The sequence below is a fragment of the Streptomyces sp. NPDC001717 genome (assembly GCF_042892775.1).
GTDB lineage: Bacteria > Actinomycetota > Actinomycetes > Streptomycetales > Streptomycetaceae > Streptomyces.
The window spans coordinates 251,996-269,768 of record NZ_JBIAUK010000004.1; the positions used below are offsets into that span (position 1 = coordinate 251,996).

Here is a 17,773-nt window from a genome sequence, read left to right on the forward strand (position 1 = left end):
AGAGCCATGGCCTGGATCAGCGGGCCATCTCTTCCTTCAGGGCCTGGAGGAAGGCGTCGACGTCCTCTTCCTGAGTGTCGTAACTGCACATCCAGCGGACGTCTCCGGCGCTCTCGTCCCAGAAGTAGAAGCGGAAACGCTTCTGCAGTCGCAGGGACACCTCGTGCGGCAGCCTCGCGAACACCCCGTTCGCCTGCACCGGGTAGAGGATCTCCACGCCGTCGGTCTCACGAACGCCCGCCGCCAGGCGCTGGGCCATGGCATTGGCGTGCCGGGCGTTGCGCAGCCACAGGTCCTTCGCGAGCAGGGCCTCCAACTGCACCGACACGAAGCGCATCTTGGACGCGAGCTGCATCGACATCTTGCGGACGTGCTTCATCTGCCGGACCGCATCCGGGTTCAGCACCACCACGGCCTCACCGAACATCATGCCGTTCTTCGTGCCGCCGTACGACAGCACGTCCACGCCGACCGCGTTGGTGAAGGCGCGCATCGGTACGTCGAGCGAGGCCGCGGCGTTGGCTATGCGGGCGCCGTCGAGGTGCACCTTCATGCCCTTGGCGTGCGCGTGCTCGCAGATCGCGCGGATCTCGTCGACCGTGTAGACCGTGCCGAGCTCGGTGTTCTGGGTGATCGACACGACCTGCGGCATGGCACGGTGCTCGTCCTCCCAGCCCCAGGCCTGCCGGTCGATGAGCTCGGGGGTGAGCTTCCCGTCCGGCGTCGGGACGGTGAGCAGCTTGATGCCCGCCATCCGTTCGGGCGCGCCGCCCTCGTCGACGTTGATGTGCGCCGTCTCGGCGCAGACCACGGCGCCCCAGCGGTCCGTCATCGCCTGGAGGGCGGTGACGTTCGCGCCGGTGCCGTTGAAGACCGGGAAGGCTTCCGCGTACGGGCCGAAGTGGCTGCGGAAGACCTTCTGCAGGTGTTCGGTGTACTCGTCGTCGCCGTAGGAGACCTGGTGGCCGCCGTTGGCGAGCGCCACGGCGGCCAGGACCTCCGGGTGCACCCCCGCGTAGTTGTCGCTCGCGAACCCGCGCACGGCGGGGTCGTGGTGGCGGCGGGCGTCGGTCTTCCCTGTTTCGGTTCTCACGGTTGCGGAGTGAGCCACAGACGCTGTCCGTTCACATCGATTGCGGACCGCTCCCAGACGCCGGCGATGGCCTCGGCCAGCTCCTTCACGTCGGTGAAGCCCGCGAACTTCGCATTGGGACGCTCGGCGCGCATCGCGTCGTGCACCAGTGCCTTGATCACCAGGATCGCAGCCGCGGCGCCCGGGCCCTCGTCCCCGCCGATCTTGCGGAAGGAGTCGGCCATGGCGAGCGTCCACGCCTCGGCCGCCGCCTTGCCCGCGTTGTACGCGGCGTTGTTGGCGACCGGCTTGTGCGCACCGGACTGGCTGACCAGGACGAAACGGCCGCGGTCGCTGCGCAGCAGTCCGTCGTGGAAGGCGAGCGAGGTGTGCTGGACGGTGCGGATGAGGAGCTTCTCCAGGAAGTCCCAGTCCGCGAGGTCGACGTCGGTGAACGTCTTGCTGCCGCGCCAGCCGCCGACGAGGTGGACCAGGCCGTCGACGCGGCCGAACTCCTTCTCGATCTGCTCGGCCCAGGCCTTGGTGGCGTCCAGGTCGAGCAGGTCCACGGTGTCACCGGTGATGGTGGCGCCACCGTGGGCGTAGCGCGCCGCGTCCACGGCCTCCGCCAGCCGTGCCGGATCGGCGTCGGAGGCGACGACGGTCGCCCCCGCCTCGGCGAGGCGGAGCAGGGTGGCGCGGCCGGCGGGCCCGCCGGCCCCGGCCACCGCCACCACCGCTCCGTGCAGCTTTCCGTTGTTGCCGTTCCCGGAGCCGTTCATCTGTGCAGCCTCCTGTGGGCGAGCGCTCACGCGGCGGCTCGCTCGGCCTGATCGGCGTTGAGGGCGGTGATGCCCTTGGTGGAGGCGATCGTTCCCTTGAGCTTCTTGGCGAGCGCCTCAAAGAACATGCTCAGGGGAAACTCGTCCGGAAGCACGTCGTCCACCAGCTTGCGCGGCGGCTGCGTCAGGTCGAGGGCGTCGGCGCCCTTGGCCCACTTGGAGCCCGGGTGCGGGGCGAGGTAGGTCGAGACCAGCTCGTACGCCTTGAACCAGTGCACGAGCTTCGGACGGTCGATGCCCGCCCGGTAGAGCTCCTCGATCTCGGCGCACAGCTGGTTGGTGACCTGCGGGGCACGCATCCAGTCGATCTTCAGCTTGTTGTCCGTCCAGCGCACGACGTCGTGCTTGTGGAGGTACGCGAAGAGCAGCTGACCGCCGAGACCGTCGTAGTTGCGGTTGCGGTCGCCGGAGACGGGGAAGCGGAACATCCGGTCGAAGAGGACGGCGTACTGCACGTCACGACCGTGCTCGTTGCCCTCGGACTCCAGCTTCACGGCCTCCTTGAAGGCGGTGAGGTCGCAGCGCAGCTCCTCCAGGCCGTACATCCAGAACGGCTGGCGCTGCTTGATCATGAAGGGGTCGAACGGCAGGTCGCCGTGGCTGTGGGTGCGGTCGTGGACCATGTCCCACAGGACGAACGCCTTCTCGCAGCGCTCCTGGTCGGTGACCATCGCGGCGATGTCGGCGGGCAGCTCGACACCGAGGATCTCGACGGCGGCCGTGGTGACCTTGCGGAAGCGCGCGGCCTCGCGGTCGCAGAAGATGCCGCCCCAGGTGAAGCGCTCGGGGGCCTCGCGCACGGCGATGGTCTCCGGGAAGAGCACGGCGGAGTGGGTGTCGTAGCCCGCGGTGAAGTCCTCGAAGGTGATGCCGAGGAAGAGCGGGTTGTCGTACCGGGTGCGCTCCAGCTCGGAGAGCCACTCGGGCCACACCATCTTCAGCGCGACGGCTTCCAGGTTGCGGTCCGGGTTGCCGTTCTGCGTGTACATGGGGAAGACGACGAGGTGCTGGAGCCCGTCGGCGCGCTCGGCGGCCGGGTGGAAGGCCAGCAGCGAGTCGAGGAAGTCCGGCACCTGGAAGCCGGCCGCGGCCCACTTGCGGAGGTCGGCGACGAGGGCCTCGTGGTACGCCGTGGCGTGCGGGAGCAGCGGGGAGAGCTCCTCGACGGCGCGGATCACGCGGCCGACGGCGGCTTCGGCCGTGTGCTGGGCGGGTGCGCCCTCGGCCTCGAAGTCGATCGACCCGTCCTTGGACTGCCAGGGGCGGATCTCCTCCACGGCGGCCTTGAGCTCGGGCCACGCCGGGTGGTCGACCACCCGCGCCCCGGCGGTTATTGCGGCCCCGCCGATGCCCGGCACAAGAGTTTCCGTCATGTCACTTCCTCCACAGGAGAACCTCACGTCAAGGCAGCGTATGCATATGAGGCTCTCCCGTTCAAGAGGTGAAGCGGGAAATTATCCTGCGTCACCCCCCGCTTCACCGGAAGTCTTCCCGTTCGAAAGGGTGGAACGTATGGCTCCGCCCAACCCGTCCAACACGGCGCGGGCCACCGGCAATACGCCCGCCAGTGCCAGGAAGCCGTGGAACAGCCCGGGACGGACGTCGAGGACCGAAGTGATCCCGGTCTCGTTCAGCCGCCGGTGGTACGCCACGCCCTCGTCCCGCAGCGGATCGCATCCGGCGACGACCACGTGGGCCGGCGGCAGCCCTGCCGGGTCCGCGCGGACCGGCGAGGCCAGGGGATCGTCCGGGCGGCCGTCCGGCCCGAGGTACTGCGCCCAGAACCAGCGCATGTGCGCGGCGGTCAGGAAGCAGCCCTCGGCGTCGGCCCGGTACGAGGCGCTGTCCTGGGCGGCGTCCAGGGCGGGGTAGACCAGCACCTGGAGCGCGACGGCCGGTCCCCCGCGCTCGCGCGAGAGCAGCAGGGACGCGGCGGCGAGGTTGCCGCCCGAGCTGTCCCCGGCGACCACCAGGGCCTCCGGGGCGCCCCCGAGCTCGTCGAGGTGGGCGCCGGCCCAGCACAGGACCGCGTGGACGTCCTCCAGGGCGGCCGGGAAGCGGTGCTCGGGGGCCCTGCGGTAGTCGACGGAGACGACGGCGGCGCCGGCCGCGCGGGAGATGTTGCGGGCGGTGGTGTCGTGGGTGTCGAGGTCGCCGAGCACCCAGCCCCCGCCGTGGCTGAAGACCACGGTCGGACGGGGGCCGGGCCACCGCTCCGGGTCGGGGAGGTAGACCCGTACGGGGACCGGCGGGGCCCCCGGCGGCCCCGGGACGCTCCGGTCCTCCACGGCCCCGACCCGGGGCCGCGCGGCGGCCGGGCGCGGCGCGGCCGCGAGGATCCGCCGCGCCTCGTCGGCGTCGGTGACCCGCCCGCCGAGGTCGGGGAAGCCGGCGGCGAGGGCGTCGAGGTAGGGCCGCGCGGCCGGGTCGAGCCGCGCGGCGGGGGCGAGCGGGGCGTCGGGCCCCGGGCGGACGGAGGCGGGCGCGGGGCCGCCGGCGGACGTCGGGCAGGCGGAGGCGGGCGTCGGGCCGACGCAGGCGGGCACGGGAGAGGCGGAGGCGGGCTCCGGGCCGGACACGGCGGTCCGCGCTCGGGCCTCGGCGGCGGGCTCGCGCATCACGCCCCCCGGAAGTGCGGGATGACCTTCTCGCCCCACTGGCGCAGGGTCTCCAGGCAGGCCTCCTGCTCCACCGTGCCCATCTGGATCAGGCACATGATCTCGTCGGCCCCCGCCGCCCTGAGCCGCTCCGCGTACGCGATGGCGTCGTCCGCGTTCCCGTAGGCGTGGTCGGCGTTGAAGGTGGCGGTGGAGTTGGGCCGCACCGGGATGTCCAGCTCGTGCAGCCGGGCCACCACCTGCTCGGCGGCCCGGCGCATCTCCGCGGCCTCGTCGGCCCCCGCCACCACCGCCTCGTCCGGGATGCCCGCCCCGCCGTACCAGTGGCCGATGGACTGCGCGAAGAACCGCTGGCCCCGGATGCCGATCCGCCGCGCCTCCTCCCGGTCGTCGAGGACGATGGTCGGGCAGAGCACGGAGAAGTGGTCGTTGACGACGGTGGAGACGAACCGGCTGCCGTCCCGCCCGGCGACCGCCGCGTCGTAGACGCTCCGCATCCCCGCGATCGACTCGGGTCCGGCGAAGCCCATCACCAGGGCCCCGATCCCCAGCTCGGCGGCCTGCACGAGGGTCTCGCCCCGGCTGCACGCGAGGAAGAGCGGCGGATGCGGCGTCTGCTTCGGCCTCGGCAGGATCGGGTGCGGATCGATGTCGATCAGCTCGCCGTGGTACTCCAGTTCCTCCTCCTGCCAGGCCTTGCCGATGATCCGCAGGGCCTCCTCGACCTCCGCCGTGGTCCGCTCCCGGTCCACCCCGCACAGCGAGGTCTCCTGCTCGGTGCCCCCGCGCCCGGCCCCGAGGTCGAGCCGCCCGCCCGAGAGGAGGTCGAGCATGGCGGCCCGCTCGGCGACCCGCGCCGGATGGTTGAAGTTGAAGGGCATGCACACGACGCCGTGCCCGATGCGTATGGTGTTCGTCCTGGCCGCGACCCAGGTCAGGAATATCTCGGGGGCACTCATGTGTGCGTACCACTTGAGCGAGTGGTGCTCCACGGCCCAGATCCGGTCGAAGCCCATGCGCTCGGCCAGCACGGCCTGCTCGACGCAGTCGTGGATGACCTGGTGCTCCCGTTCCACCGTCGGGTCGGCAAGCTGAGCTTCGAAGATCACGGAGAATTTCACTGTGCCTCCAGGGTTGCGTCCGGTGCCTGGCCTCACTTCAATTCGAAATATGACTAGTAGTCAGGAGCCGAAGAAGCAAGAGCTGCCGCCGACCGCGTGGGCCATGCTCGGTTTGCTCTCCTTCCCGGGGGAGCGGACCGGCTACGAGTTGAAGAAGTGGGCGGACTCCTCCCTGCGCTTCTTCTACTGGTCGCCCGCGATCAGCCAGATCTACGCGGAACTGCGCCGCCTGGAGGAGCTGGGTTACGCGTCCTCCGCGCGCTCGGGGCCCGAGGAGGCGCGGGCCAAGCGGCGCTACGCCATCACCGACGCCGGCCGCGAGGCGCTCGCCGGTTGGGCCGCCGACACCGCCGAGGCCGGCCCGCCGGTGCTCAAGCACGGGCTGCTCCTGCGGATCTGGCTCGGTCACCTCGCCGAACCGGAGCGGCTGCGCGCGATGGTCGCCGAACACATCGAGCGCACCCGGGGTGAACTGGCCGCCGTGCGCGAGGCCATGGAGCACGCGGCCGACGTACCGGAATGGGCGTTCCCCACCCTCGCGCTGCGCTGGAGCGAGCGTCAGCACCTCGCGGAACTGGAATTGGCGCAGGCCCTGCTCACCGACCTGGCGGAGCTCGACGCGGCCGCTCCGACAGCCGGTCCGGCCGGTCGTCAAGCCGATGGGGACGCGCCCACGCCCGGGTGACGCGATCACGCCGCCGGCGGCCGCGAAGGACCGTACGACCCGTGCGGGAAGCGGCCGGAGCGCCGCGTTCAGGGCCTTGCACGGGCGGTCCCTTCGCGCGGCGGGCGCACTAGCATGCGTCCTCATCGCGCGGGGCCGGTCGGGACACCGCGACCGCGCGCGAAGCCGCCGTCGACGGAAGCGAGAGAACCTTGACTTTCCTCACCATCGGTCACCGCGGGGTCATGGGTGTCGAACCGGAGAACACCCTGCGGTCCTACCTGCGAGCGGAACGTTCGGGCATGGACGTCATCGCCCTCGACCTGCGACTGAGCAAGGACGGCGCCCTCGTCGCCCTGCACGACCCCGAGGTGGACCGGACCACCGACGGTTCGGGCGCCGTCGCCGATCTGACCCTGGCCGAACTGCGCGGGCTCGACGCCGGGCAGGGCGAGCCCGTGCCGGTCTTCGAGGAGGTCCTGGACGCGGTCCGGACCCCCCTCCAGGTCTCCGTACGGGAGCACCCGGCGGTCGGGCCGCTCGCTGAGCTGCTGCTGCGCCGCGACCTGACCGGGCGGGTGGAGGTCGCTTCCTTCGACGACGAAGCGCTCGGCGAGATGGCGCGGCTGGTACCGGGCGTGCGGACCACCTTGTACGCGGACCACCCGCAGGCAGCACGCAGGCCTCTCGTGGACCGCGCCTTGGCCATCGGCGCGGGGACCGTCGCCCTGGACATCCGAGAACTCCCCCTGGCGACGGTCGAGGACGCGCACGCGGCCGGACTGCGGGTCGTCGGCAGGGAGGTGGACACCTTGGACCTGCTGCGGCTCGCCCGGGCGCTGGGCCTGGACGGCGCCGTGACCCGCTTCCCGGAGATCCGCAGCACGGGCCGCTTCACCGCCTGACGGGACGCCCTGCGGCGTCCTACAGCGGCTTGACCAGCAGTTCGAAGGCCAGGTCGTCGCGGAGCGGGACGCCGAAGCGCTCGTCGCCGTAGGGGAAGGGGCTCAGTTCGCCGGTGCGCCGGTAGCCGCGGCGCACGTAGTAGGCGATGAGCTCCTCCCGTACGTTCACCACCGTCATCCGCATCTCGCGGACGCCCCACGCTTCGCGGGCCCGGCGTTCGGCCTCGGCCAGGATCTCCTTGCCGAGGCCGCCGCCCTGAAGGCCGGGGCGGACGGCGAACATGCCGAAGTAGGCGTGGTCGCCCCGGTGTTCGAGGTGGCAGCAGGCGACCATCTCGTCCGCGCGCTCGACGACGAGCAGGGTGCCCTCGGGGGCGTTGACGATCTGGCGGACCCCGTCCTCGTCCGTGCGCTGGCCCTCCAGGTAGTCCGCCTCGGTGGTCCAGCCACCGCGGCTGGTCTCACCGCGGTACGCCGACTCGACGAGCGCCACCAACTCGGACACGTCCGCCTCCCCGGCGTCACGGAAACTGAGGGGGGCGGGCTGTGCGGTCGACATCGGGCGCTCCGTTCTGTGCGGCGTTCTGTGCGGGCGTTCTGTGCGGCGTTCCGCGCGGTGGCATATGACATGCCGGTCAGCGCACCGAGAGCCTAACCCGGGACCGCGTGAGGACGCCGTGAGGCGGGAATCCCTTCCCCTGTACGTCTCTTCGGTGACGCCGGAGAGCGCCGACGCCCCGGGGGTTGTGCCGTGCACGGTTCCGCCATGTCCCTCCCCGTCTCCGTCTCCGCCTGGCTGCTGGTGCTGCTGTGCGCGGTGAGCGGCGCGTACTGCCTGGGGCGGGTGCGCAGAGCGGGTGGCGCCGCGGCCGGGGAGGCCGTGATGGGCTTCGGCATGGCGTTGATGGCGGTTCCGCTCGGGCACGGCGACGGGTGGCGGGCCACGGCCCTGGCGCTGGTGTTCTGCGCCACGGCCCTGCACGCCGTGTGGCTGCTGCGCCAGGGGGCGCACCACGCCCACCACCTGGTGGGTGCGCTGACGATGGTCTACATGGCGGTGACGGCCGGGTACGGAGCCGGATCCGGGCACGGCGGCGGGCTTCCGCTGCTGACGGGGGTGCTGCTCCTCTACTACGCGGGCTACGTGGTCCTCGGCGGGGCACGCCTGATCACGGCGGGTACCACGTCGGGCACCACGGTCCACCACCCGGCCGGTGCCGGGACCTCGGGGTCTACGGGTCCGACGGGGCCGACGGGGTCCGCCGAGCTGACCCGGGCCTGCCGACTGGCCATGGGAATGGGGATGTTGGCCATGCTGCTCGCCATGTGAGGGTGCGGGACGACGTGTCCTGCGTCACCAATGTCCCGAGGCCTTACCCGCAGGTAGCCCTCGCTCATAGGGTGAAGACCATGATGGTCCCCGCCGCACTGCTGCTGCTCGGCGCCCTGACCGCGGTGCTCGCTCCCCGCCTGCTGGCCCGGGCCCGATGGCCCGAACGAGAACCGGTCGTCGCCCTGTGGGTGTGGCAGTGCGTGGTCGGCGCGGTGCTCCTGTGCTTCGGGCTGTCGATGCTGCTGAGCGCGGCGGCCGCCTGGCAGGCGGTCCGCGGGTGGCTCTTCGCCTCCGCCCCGCACGGGGTGGTCGACGCCTACGCCCTCGGCTCGTCGGGCGGTCCCTGGGCCGCCGGTACGGCGCTCGCGCTGGCGGGCGGCGCCCTGTGGACGGGGGCGATGCTGACGCGGGAGGTGCTGCGGGCACGGGCCCGACGGCGCGCGCAGGGCAGCGAACTGCTGGTGCGGGCCCCGCTGCTGCCCGGGGAGGACCCGGTGGGCGCGCGGCTCGTCGTACTGGAGGGCCCTCGGCCGGACGCGTGGTGGCTGCCGGGTACGGCGCCGCGGCTCGTGGTGACCACGGCGGCGCTCGGCCGGCTGAAGGGGAGCCAGCTGGACGCCGTACTGGCGCACGAGCAGAGCCACACGGCGGCCCGGCACGACTGGCTGCTGCACTGCTCGCGGGCGTTGGCCGGGGGCTTCCCGCAGGTGCCGGTCTTCGCGGCGTTCGAGGCCGAAATGCACCTCCTGGTGGAGCTGGCCGCCGACGACGTGGCCTCCCGGCGGTACGGGCGGCTCACCGTGGCACTGGCGCTGGTCGGACTCAACGAGGACCGGGGGGCGTTCGGACCCGGAGCCACGCCCGACGCACACGTTCCGCAGCGGGTGCGTCGGCTGTTGACGGCCGAACCCCGCCTGCCGGCGAGCCGCAGGCTCCGGCTGACGGCGCTGGCGACGCTGCTCCCCGCGGTACCGCTGCTCGTGGCCTTCGTACCGGGGCTGAGCGCGCTGGCCTGAGGCGCCGGTCCGGGGCGCCGGCTTGAGGCGCTGAGCTCCTCGGGCACGCACGGGTGCGAGGATCACCCGCATGCGGAACGATCACTTGCGGTGGGTGGGCATCGGCTGCGCCTTGCTCGCGGCCGTGCTGACGGTACTGGTGGTGCTGGAGTGGCCACCGCTCCTGGGCCTCGACCGACAGGTCGCCCGGGATCTACACGCCCATGCCGTCACCCATCCCGGTGTCACCCGGCTGATGGTGGTGCTGACCGACTGGTTTTGGGACCCCTGGACCATGCGCGCGCTCGCCGCCCTCGCGTGCGCGTGGCTGTGGCTGCGCGGTGACCGGGAGCGCGCGTGGCGGGTGGGCCTGGCGACACTGGCGGCCGGGGTGGTGAACCAGGGGCTGAAGGCGCTGGTGGGACGGGAGCGGCCGGTGTGGCCGGACCCGGTGCACTCGTCGAACTACGCCTCCTACCCCTCCGGCCATGCCATGACGGCCGCGGTGGTGTGCGGGCTGCTGCTGTGGCTGCTGCCCCGCAAGGCGGACCGGGCGAGGTCGACGAACGCTTGGGTGGTGGCCGCCTGGGTGGTGGCCGTGGTCTCGGTGGCCGGGGTCGGATTCACCCGGCTCTACCTCGGGGTGCACTGGCTGTCGGACGTGATCGGCGGCTGGCTGCTGGGCGTGGTCCTGGTGGCCCTCGCGGTGTGCCTGCCGGCCCGCCGGCCCCGGTTCGTCGCCGCTCGGCGGTGAAGGTGTGCCTGCCCTGGGCGATCCCCCGTGTCACCCAGAGCAGGCCGACCCGTGCGCTGAGTATATTGGCTCCGAGCCAGTCAACGCAGGAGTAAGCATGTCCCCGCGTAGCCCATCGGTCAATGAAGAATTGCGCAGACGTTCCCGGGAGCGGCTGCTGCAGGCGACGGTCGAGCTCGTGGCCGAACGCGGGTACGAGGCGACGACGCTCGGCGACATCGCCGACCGGGCGGGAGCGGCTCGCGGCCTGGTCTCGTACTACTTTCCGGGCAAACGGCAGCTGCTGCAGTCCGCCGTGCACCGGCTGATGCACCGCACCCTGCACGCGGCGCTGGAGCGGGAGCCGCGCTGCGACGACGGGCGGGAGCGGCTCGCGCGCGCGATCGACGCGATCCTCGGGCTGGCCCGGGACCAGCCGCTGCTGATGCGCACCCACATGGCGGGCATCCTCACGGCCGAGGGCTTCGTGCAGTGCCCGGAGCAGCAGCGACTGGCGGAGCTGCTGCGGGACACGGTGGTGCGGTACGGCTCCGCGGAGGCGGACGCGGACTACCCGCTGCTGCGCGCGCTGCTCATGGGTGCGGTGGTGGCGGTGCTGCTGCCGGGGGCGCCCATGCCACCGGCGAGGCTGCGGGCGGAGCTGTTCCAGCGGTACGGACTGGACTGGAAGCTGGGTGTTCCGCCGGACGGCGGGCCGCCCGGCGGAACGTTGCGCTAGGTCGTGCCGGTCAGTGGTAGTCGGGCTGGCTCTGGACGTTGAGCCGGTCCAGCCAGACCCACTTGGCGCTTTCGGTGCGCCAGTCGTCGAGCCGCAGCACGTCCAGGCCCTTGGCCATGTCGTTCGAGTAGATGTGCCCGTTGTAGTAGTACGCCGACCAGGAGCCGCCGACGCCGATCTTGTCCGTCGTCAGGGGTCCGCGCTCGAAGTACGCGATCTCCTTGGGCTGTGCGGAGTCGGTGAAGTCCCACACCGAGACGCCGCCCTGGTACCAGGCCTGCACCATGATGTCGCGGCCGCCGCCGACCGGGATCAGCGAGCCGTTGTGGGCCACGCAGTTCTCGGTGTCGGCCTGGTGGCGCGGGATCTTGTAGTAGCTGCGGAACACGAGTTTGCGCTGGTCACCCGTGCCGGTGATGTCGTAGATGCCGTCGGCGCCCCGGTTGGGGCCCGTTGCCTCGTTGCAGGTGGCGGCGCCGCCGCCGCCGAGCTCGTCGGTGAACACCACCTTGTTCGCCCGCTCGTTGAAGGTGGCCGAGTGCCAGAACGCGAAGTTGACGTTGTCCTGCACCCGGTCGATGACGCGCGGCTGCTCGGGCTTGCTGATGTCGAAGAGGATGCCGTCCCCCATGCAGGCTCCGGCGGCCAGGTTCTTCGAGGGCAGCACGGTGATGTCGTGGCAGCCGGTGGTCTTGGAGACGCCCGGGTTGGTGGGCGCGCCCGGGTTGCCGCCGTCGGGGAAGAGGATCGGGAAGGCGACGACCGCGGCCTGCGTCGGCGCCTTCTTCGGGACCTTCACCACCGAGATGCCGTCGTGCGGCGGCTTGCAGTCGGGGAAGGCCTCGTTCGGCGAGTACGAGGCGACGTAGAGGTAGATGTCGCGGCCGCTCGGCACCAGGGTGTGGGTGTGGGAACCGCAGGCCGTCTCCACGGACTTGATGTACTTGGGGTTCTTCTTGTCCTTGATGTCGAAGATCTTGATGCCCTCCCACGAGGACTTCTCCGTGGCGGGCTGCGAGACGCTGTTGCAGGAGTCGTCGCTGCGGGAGGAGTCGGTGGAGAGGAAGAGCAGGTCGCCGCTGACGGAGACGTCGTTCTGACCGCCGGGGCAGAGGACCGTGGTGACGGTCTTGGGTGCCTTCGGGTTGGCGATGTCGTAGATCGTGAAACCGTTGTAGTTGCCCGCGTAGGCGTACCTGCCCTGGAAGGCGATGTCCGAATTGATGACGGTGGGGTCGACCGAGGGGATGTTGGCCAGGGGCTTGATGTTGGCGCTGTGCACGACCTCGTCCTGCCCGGGGATCTCGCCCGGGGCGAGCTCCCGTCCGGCCGCGAGGCCCGCGCCGCCCTGACGGGAGCCGGTGCCCGGCGACAAGTCACCCGGGTCGGGACTGGCCGCCGCCGGTCCGGCGGCCAGGAGTGCGGTGAACAGCCCGGCCGTCGCGACGACCGCCCCGATCCTCCCTTTTCGCACTCTCCTGTGGTGTAGCGAGGTCACTGTGCCCTCCCTTGGAAGTCCGGTCGATTCCGTTCGGGGTGGGAACGGAACCAGGACCCCGGCAGTATGGTCCTTTGCATGGACATGGCAAAAGCCCCCAGCGGTCTCATGGCCTTATCCGTACGGCCCCGCCGTTTCACCGGCGCGGCCGCGATCGCGATCGCCGGAATCCTGCTCGCCCTGACCGGCTGCGAGTCCGGTGGCGCGACGGACGCCGCGCGGGACGGGCGGCCCGTGGTGATCGCACCCGGCAGACCGGGCGAGGCGGCGCGCACGCTCACGCCCGAGCAGGCCGCCAAGGAGAAGCCCGACGACAGCCCGAACGCCGCCGACCACGCCTACGTGCAGAACATGATCGAGCACCACCGGCAGGCCCTGACCATGAGCGCCCTGGCCCCGCAGCGGGCCTCGGCCGACGGGGTCAGGCGGCTGGCGGAGCGGATCACGGCCGCTCAGCAGCCCGAGATCGGCGCCATGGAGAAGTGGCGGGCCCTGCACCCGGCGCCGCCGGCGGCCTCCGGCGGGCACCCGCACGACCACTCCACGATGCCCGGCATGGCGACGGAGCAGCAGCTTGAGGAGCTGACCGCGGCCACGGGCGCCGATTTCGACCGGCTCTTCCTGAGGCTGATGACCACCCACCACGAGGGCGCGCTGAAGATGGCGGGCGAGGCGCTGGCCGACGGCAACAACGTCGCCGTCGAGGAGATGGCCACCGAGGTGGTGGCCGTGCAGACGGCCGAGATCAACCGGATGCGCGCGATGGGCTGACGGCCGGGGAGGCCGGTGTCATGCTGGGACCACCTGCGGGAGGAGCTCCGCCGTGCTTCGTGTCGCCGTCGTCGGATCGGGCCCCAGCGGGGTCTACGCGGCCCAGACGCTGGTCCAGCAGCGCGAGGTGCCCGGGGTGCTCGTCGACGTACTGGACCGCCTGCCCGCGCCGTACGGGCTCGTCCGCTACGGGGTCGCGCCCGACCACGAGAAGATCAAGTCCCTCCAGGGCAGCCTGCGCACCGTACTGGAGGACGAGCGGATCCGCTTCCTCGGCAATGTCGAGGTGGGCGGGCCCGCCCTGCCCACCGGGCGACTGCTGGAGCTGTACCACGCGGTGGTCTACTGCGTGGGCGCCGCCCGGGACCGGCTGCTCGGGATCCCCGGCGAGGACCTGGCCGGGGTGCACTCCGCCACCTCGTTCGTGTCCTGGTACAGCGGGCACCCGGACGCGGTCGACGAGAGCTTCGACCTGCCGGGAGTGGACTCGGCGGTGGTGGTCGGCGCGGGCAACGTCGCGGTGGACGTGACCCGCATCCTGGCCCGCGGCCCCGCGGAACTGGAGCCGACGGACATGCCCCAGCCGGCACTGGGCGCGCTCGCCATCAGCGGGCTGCGCCGGGTGGCGATGGTGGCCCGACGGGGGCCTTCGCAAGGGAAGTTCACCACCAAGGAACTGCGGGAGCTGGGCACACTGCCGGGAGTGGACACGGTGGTCGACCCGGCCGAGCTGGCCATCGACCCGGTGTACGAGGACCCGGCCGCGGCCGCCGCCCTGCCCGCGGTCGCACGGCGCAACCTGGAGGCGCTCCGCGGCTGGGCCGGGGCCGACCCGGGCGGGTCCGGCCGCCGGATCGCGCTGCGGTTCTACCTGCGCCCGGCGGAGATCCTGGGCGGGCCCGACGGCCGGGTCACCGCGATGCGCTTCGAACGGACCGCCCCGGACGGGCGGGGCGGGGTGAGCGGGACGGGCGTCTTCGAGGACATCGAGGCGCAGTTGGTGCTGCGCTCCGTGGGCTACAAGGGCGTTCCGCTCGCCGGGCTGCCCTTCGATCCGTCGAAGGGCACGGTCCCGCACGCGGCGGGCCGGGTGCTGCGGGCGGGCCGGGCCTCGGTCGGCGAGTACGTGGCGGGCTGGATCAAGCGCGGCCCGACGGGCGTGATCGGCACCAATCGCCCCTGCGCGAAGGAGACCGCCTCCTCGCTGCTCCAGGACGCGGGCGTGCTGGCCCGGCGGGAGCTGTCCGGGGACCCCCTGGACGCCCTGCGCGCGGCCGGCCTGCACCCGGTGGAATGGCCGGGCTGGCTGGCCATCGAGGCGGCCGAGACGGACCTGGGCCGCTCCTTCGGCCGGGGCTCGGTGAAGATCCCGGACTGGTCGGGCCTGTTGGGGGCGGCGGGCCTGGCATAGCGTGGTCCGGACGGGGTCGCCGGATCATGGGAGTTGTGCGGGTGGGACGCGGGATCGCTTTGACCCTGACGGTGGTGACGTGCGCCGCCGCCCTGACGGCGTGCACGGACGCCCCGTCGCCGACGGGCTTTCCGCCCGGCCCCACCGCGACGAGCACGGCCGCCCCGCCGGAGGCGGCGGCGCTGGCCGACCGCTACCGCGAAGCCGGCGGGGACGCGGACGTGTACGGCATCGAGCCGAACTTCAAGCGCGAGGGCTACCCCCCGTACATCGTCGTCCACACCCGCAATCCGGACTCGGGCGACGCCCTCTTCAAGAAGCAGGCTGCCTCGATCACCTCCTTCCTCACCTCGAAGGAGGGCCTGACCCTCGGCGGCGGCTACCTGATGGACGTCTACGGCCCCGACGGCCGCCTGCTCCACCGGTGGGACACCACGGTCTAGGTGCGATCCTGCGTGTGAACCATCTCGGCGACGCGCACGTGCACAACTGGACGCTGCGCTTCATGGCTCTGACGCAGGGCAGCCGTGGAGTGTGGAGTGTTGGGTTATCGAAACCGGAACCGGGCTTCGGACTCGGGCCGGTGCGGGCGCTCCTCTACCTGTCGTCCGGCTGGGGCTTCCTGCTCAGCGGCAGTGTGAACCAGGTGGTCTTGCCCGCATCGGTGGGGCGAGTACCCCACCGGGTGGCCAGGGCTTCGACCAGGGCGAGGCCGCGTCCTGATTCCTCATCCGCTTCCGCGAGCCGAGGGTGCGGCAGGTGAGGACTGTGGTCCGTGACCTCGACGACCAGTTCGGAGGCGTCGAGGCGGAGGTGCAGGCGCACCGGGCCCTTGCCGTGCCGGACGGCATTGGTGAACACCTCCGAGGTCAGCAACCGGGCGTCGTCGGCGAGGCAGCCGTGGTCCCATGCGGTGAGGGCCTTCTCGACGAAGGCCCGTGCCTCTCCTGCCGACGCGGGCACGGCAGGCAGTTCGATCGCGGCCGTGGCCTGTGGGGCATCGGGGACCCGGGTCAGCAGAAGCGTGACATCGTCGTCATGGCCTGGATCGGGTGGCAGCAGGGTGGCCAGGATGTGATCGGCCGCCGACTCCAGTGCGCTGCCGTGGGGAGTGTTGTCGATCGTGTCGATGAGGGCGTTCAGCCGCTCCTCGATGTCGCAGCCAGGGGTTTCGATCAGGCCGTCGGTGAACAGGGCGAGGAGCGTGCCCGGCGCGAGGACGACAGTGGTCTGCTGGTGCGGGATGCCGCCCACGCCCAGTGGCGCGCTCACGGGGGCGGGGAGGATCTGTGCCGGCTGGCCGGGGGCGGCTATCAGGACCGGCAGATGACCGGCTGAGCAGACCGCCACCTGCCTGGTGTCGGGAGCGATGACCAGGTAGCAGCAGGTGACCAGCTGATCGGGGACGGAAAGGTCCGCGACGACGGTCTCGAGCGACTGCATCAACGCCCGCGGCTCCATGCCGGTGACGGCCAGGGCATGCGCGGCCGAACGCAACTGCCCCATCACGGCCGCCGCCTCCAGACCACGCCCCATGACATCGCCGATCAGGACACCGACCCGGCCCGCACCCAACAGGATCAGATCGAACCAGTCTCCACCGACCCCGGCGCCCTGCGTCGCGGGCCTGTATCGATATGCCGCAGCGAGGCCGGGAACGGCCGGCGGAGTCCCCATCAGACTGCGCTGGAGCGTCAGAGCGATGTGCCGCTGCCGCTCGTACAGCGCCTTCAACTCCGCCTCCGCCGCCTTGCGGTCGCTGACGTCGCGGACGGCGGCGGAGAACAGCAGGCCGTCGCTGGTCTCCAGCGGGCTCAGGCTGATCTCCACCGGGAACTCGGTGCCGTCCTTGCGCAGACCGTGGAGGTCCAGTCCGGCCCCCATCGGCCGGACCTGACGGTTCGCCGCGTAGTCGTCGCGGTGCCGGGCATGATGCCCGCGGAACCGGTCCGGAATCAACAGCTCCACGGGTCGACCCAACAGCTCCTCACGCTTATAGCCGAACAGCGCCTCGGTCTGCGCGTTCACGAGGGTGATCGTCCCCGTCGCGTCGACGATCACCATCGCGTCGGGCGCCGCCTCCAGCAACCCCCGGAACCGCTCCTCCGCCGCCTTGCGGTCGCTGACGTCGCGGACGGCGGCGGAGAACAGCAGGCCGTCGCTGGTCTCCAGCGGGCTCAGGCTGATCTCCACCGGGAACTCGGTGCCGTCCTTGCGCAGACCGTGGAGGTCCAGTCCGGCCCCCATCGGCCGGACCTGACGGTTCGCCGCGTAGTCGTCGCGGTGCCGGGCATGATGCCCGCGGAACCGGTCCGGAATCAACAGCTCCACGGGTCGACCCAACAGCTCCTCACGCTGATAGCCGAACAGCGCCTCGGTCTGCGCGTTGACGAGGGTGATCGTCCCCGTCGCGTCGACGATCACCATGGCGTCGGGCGCCGCCTCCAGCAACCCCCGGAACCGCTCCTCCGCCGCCGGCGATGGTCCGGTGTCCTGACTCAGGGGCGTCGTTGATCTGTGTCCTGTGCCCATACCGACCCCAAGTGCGATTCCGCCGCGCCAGTTCAGAGGGACATGTGACCGCAGTGAGGGACTGTCGCACGGCAGTTGCCTCTTATTGGCGGATTACTGTCGCATCCGGGTGACCTCATGTACGGATATGGCGGCCCAACACCCGACCCACGCTCCGCGGGTTGTCGATCGCCCCGAGCGCCTAGCCGAGCCGCCCCGCCTCGGCCGTCGCCGCCGTCAGGACGGCGTCGAGCAGGCCGGGGAAGAGGGTCTCCAGTTCGTCGCGGCGCAGGGTGTTGAGCTTCGTGGTGCCACGGTAGGTCTGGCGTACGACACCGCTCTCGCGGAGCACGCGGAAGTGGTGCGTGGTCGTCGACTTGGTGACCGGCAGGTCGAAGTACGAGCAGGCCAGCTCCGCCGCCGAGGCGTCGAGGTCGCGGACGATGGACAGCCGGACCGGGTCGGAGAGCGCGTGCAGCACGCCCTCCAGGCGGATCTCCGCCGCCTCGGGATGGTCGAGGGTGCGGGCCGCGTCCCGTTCCGTCATGTCCTTGGCTCCG

The 17,773-nt window shown here is 71.6% G+C and carries 18 protein-coding genes; 9 read left to right on the forward strand and 9 right to left on the reverse strand.

Features of this window, described 5'->3' with window-relative positions; all coding sequences use genetic code 11:
* Positions 1-16: 16 nt before the first annotated feature.
* The 5 genes from ACFYZL_RS10750 to ACFYZL_RS10770 form a co-directional block, all read right to left on the reverse strand.
* The gene (locus tag ACFYZL_RS10750; RefSeq protein ID WP_388677984.1) at positions 17-1,111 is read right to left on the reverse strand and encodes a threonine aldolase family protein; all 1,095 of its coding nucleotides are present in this window, start codon (positions 1,109-1,111) and stop codon (positions 17-19) included.
* Positions 1,090-1,854, reverse strand: a complete 765-nt coding sequence (locus tag ACFYZL_RS10755) for an SDR family NAD(P)-dependent oxidoreductase (RefSeq protein WP_384744992.1) — start codon at positions 1,852-1,854, stop codon at positions 1,090-1,092. The genes ACFYZL_RS10750 and ACFYZL_RS10755 overlap by 22 nt, the downstream gene beginning before the upstream one ends.
* A 26-nt stretch (positions 1,855-1,880) precedes the next feature.
* Positions 1,881-3,287: a DUF6421 family protein gene (locus ACFYZL_RS10760; protein WP_388677988.1), complete on the reverse strand. Its 1,407-nt coding sequence runs from the start codon at positions 3,285-3,287 to the stop codon at positions 1,881-1,883.
* Between the two features lie 81 nt (positions 3,288-3,368).
* Positions 3,369-4,532: an alpha/beta hydrolase fold domain-containing protein gene (locus ACFYZL_RS10765; RefSeq protein WP_388677991.1), complete on the reverse strand. Its 1,164-nt coding sequence runs from the start codon at positions 4,530-4,532 to the stop codon at positions 3,369-3,371.
* Positions 4,532-5,653 (reverse strand): LLM class flavin-dependent oxidoreductase, encoded by a 1,122-nt coding sequence (locus ACFYZL_RS10770; protein WP_384750129.1) that lies wholly within the window; start codon positions 5,651-5,653, stop codon positions 4,532-4,534. Before ACFYZL_RS10770 ends, ACFYZL_RS10765 begins: the two co-directional genes overlap by 1 nt.
* Before the next feature lie 49 nt (positions 5,654-5,702).
* On the opposite strand from ACFYZL_RS10770, the gene ACFYZL_RS10775 reads away from it, so the two are divergent.
* Both ACFYZL_RS10775 and ACFYZL_RS10780 read left to right on the forward strand, forming a co-directional pair.
* Complete coding sequence (locus tag ACFYZL_RS10775) at positions 5,703-6,338, forward strand: PadR family transcriptional regulator (RefSeq protein ID WP_384750132.1); 636 nt, start codon at positions 5,703-5,705, stop codon at positions 6,336-6,338.
* Between the two features lie 224 nt (positions 6,339-6,562).
* Entirely contained in the window at positions 6,563-7,222 is a 660-nt protein-coding gene (locus ACFYZL_RS10780; RefSeq protein WP_384750135.1) for a glycerophosphodiester phosphodiesterase, read from the forward strand.
* A 19-nt stretch (positions 7,223-7,241) separates the two neighbouring features.
* On the opposite strand, the gene ACFYZL_RS10785 is transcribed toward ACFYZL_RS10780, so the two are convergent.
* Positions 7,242-7,781 (reverse strand): GNAT family N-acetyltransferase, encoded by a 540-nt coding sequence (locus tag ACFYZL_RS10785; RefSeq protein ID WP_384750138.1) that lies wholly within the window; start codon positions 7,779-7,781, stop codon positions 7,242-7,244.
* Positions 7,782-7,988: 207 nt separating this feature from the next.
* On the opposite strand from ACFYZL_RS10785, the gene ACFYZL_RS10790 reads away from it, so the two are divergent.
* The 4 genes from ACFYZL_RS10790 to ACFYZL_RS10805 all read left to right on the forward strand — a co-directional run bounded on the left by ACFYZL_RS10790 (position 7,989) and on the right by ACFYZL_RS10805 (position 11,022).
* Complete coding sequence (locus ACFYZL_RS10790; protein WP_388677996.1) at positions 7,989-8,552, forward strand: DUF5134 domain-containing protein; 564 nt, start codon at positions 7,989-7,991, stop codon at positions 8,550-8,552.
* Between the two features lie 80 nt (positions 8,553-8,632).
* On the forward strand, positions 8,633-9,571 hold the full coding sequence (locus ACFYZL_RS10795) for a M56 family metallopeptidase (RefSeq protein WP_388677999.1): 939 nt from the start codon (positions 8,633-8,635) through the stop codon (positions 9,569-9,571).
* A 70-nt stretch (positions 9,572-9,641) separates the two neighbouring features.
* A complete protein-coding gene (locus ACFYZL_RS10800; RefSeq protein WP_388678002.1) occupies positions 9,642-10,304 on the forward strand; it encodes a phosphatase PAP2 family protein in 663 nt (220 codons plus the stop codon).
* A gap of 97 nt (positions 10,305-10,401) precedes the next feature.
* Positions 10,402-11,022, forward strand: coding sequence for a TetR/AcrR family transcriptional regulator (locus tag ACFYZL_RS10805; protein WP_388678005.1), 621 nt, complete (start codon positions 10,402-10,404; stop codon positions 11,020-11,022).
* Positions 11,023-11,032: 10 nt separating this feature from the next.
* On the opposite strand, the gene ACFYZL_RS10810 is transcribed toward ACFYZL_RS10805, so the two are convergent.
* Complete coding sequence (locus ACFYZL_RS10810; RefSeq protein WP_388678008.1) at positions 11,033-12,520, reverse strand: LVIVD repeat-containing protein; 1,488 nt, start codon at positions 12,518-12,520, stop codon at positions 11,033-11,035.
* 78 nt (positions 12,521-12,598) lie between these two features.
* Between ACFYZL_RS10810 and ACFYZL_RS10815 the strand changes: the two genes are divergently transcribed.
* The 3 genes from ACFYZL_RS10815 to ACFYZL_RS10825 are packed head-to-tail and all read left to right on the forward strand — an operon-like array spanning position 12,599 to position 15,145.
* A complete protein-coding gene (locus ACFYZL_RS10815) occupies positions 12,599-13,291 on the forward strand; it encodes a DUF305 domain-containing protein (RefSeq protein WP_388678011.1) in 693 nt (230 codons plus the stop codon).
* Positions 13,292-13,343: 52 nt separating this feature from the next.
* On the forward strand, positions 13,344-14,702 hold the full coding sequence (locus tag ACFYZL_RS10820) for an FAD-dependent oxidoreductase (RefSeq protein ID WP_388678014.1): 1,359 nt from the start codon (positions 13,344-13,346) through the stop codon (positions 14,700-14,702).
* Between the two features lie 41 nt (positions 14,703-14,743).
* A complete protein-coding gene (locus tag ACFYZL_RS10825; protein WP_388678017.1) occupies positions 14,744-15,145 on the forward strand; it encodes a hypothetical protein in 402 nt (133 codons plus the stop codon).
* A 154-nt stretch (positions 15,146-15,299) separates the two neighbouring features.
* On the opposite strand, the gene ACFYZL_RS10830 is transcribed toward ACFYZL_RS10825, so the two are convergent.
* Complete coding sequence (locus ACFYZL_RS10830) at positions 15,300-17,234, reverse strand: PAS domain S-box protein (RefSeq protein WP_388678020.1); 1,935 nt, start codon at positions 17,232-17,234, stop codon at positions 15,300-15,302.
* 181 nt (positions 17,235-17,415) lie between these two features.
* A complete protein-coding gene (locus tag ACFYZL_RS10835; RefSeq protein WP_384750170.1) occupies positions 17,416-17,760 on the reverse strand; it encodes an ArsR/SmtB family transcription factor in 345 nt (114 codons plus the stop codon).
* Positions 17,761-17,773: the final 13 nt, after the last annotated feature.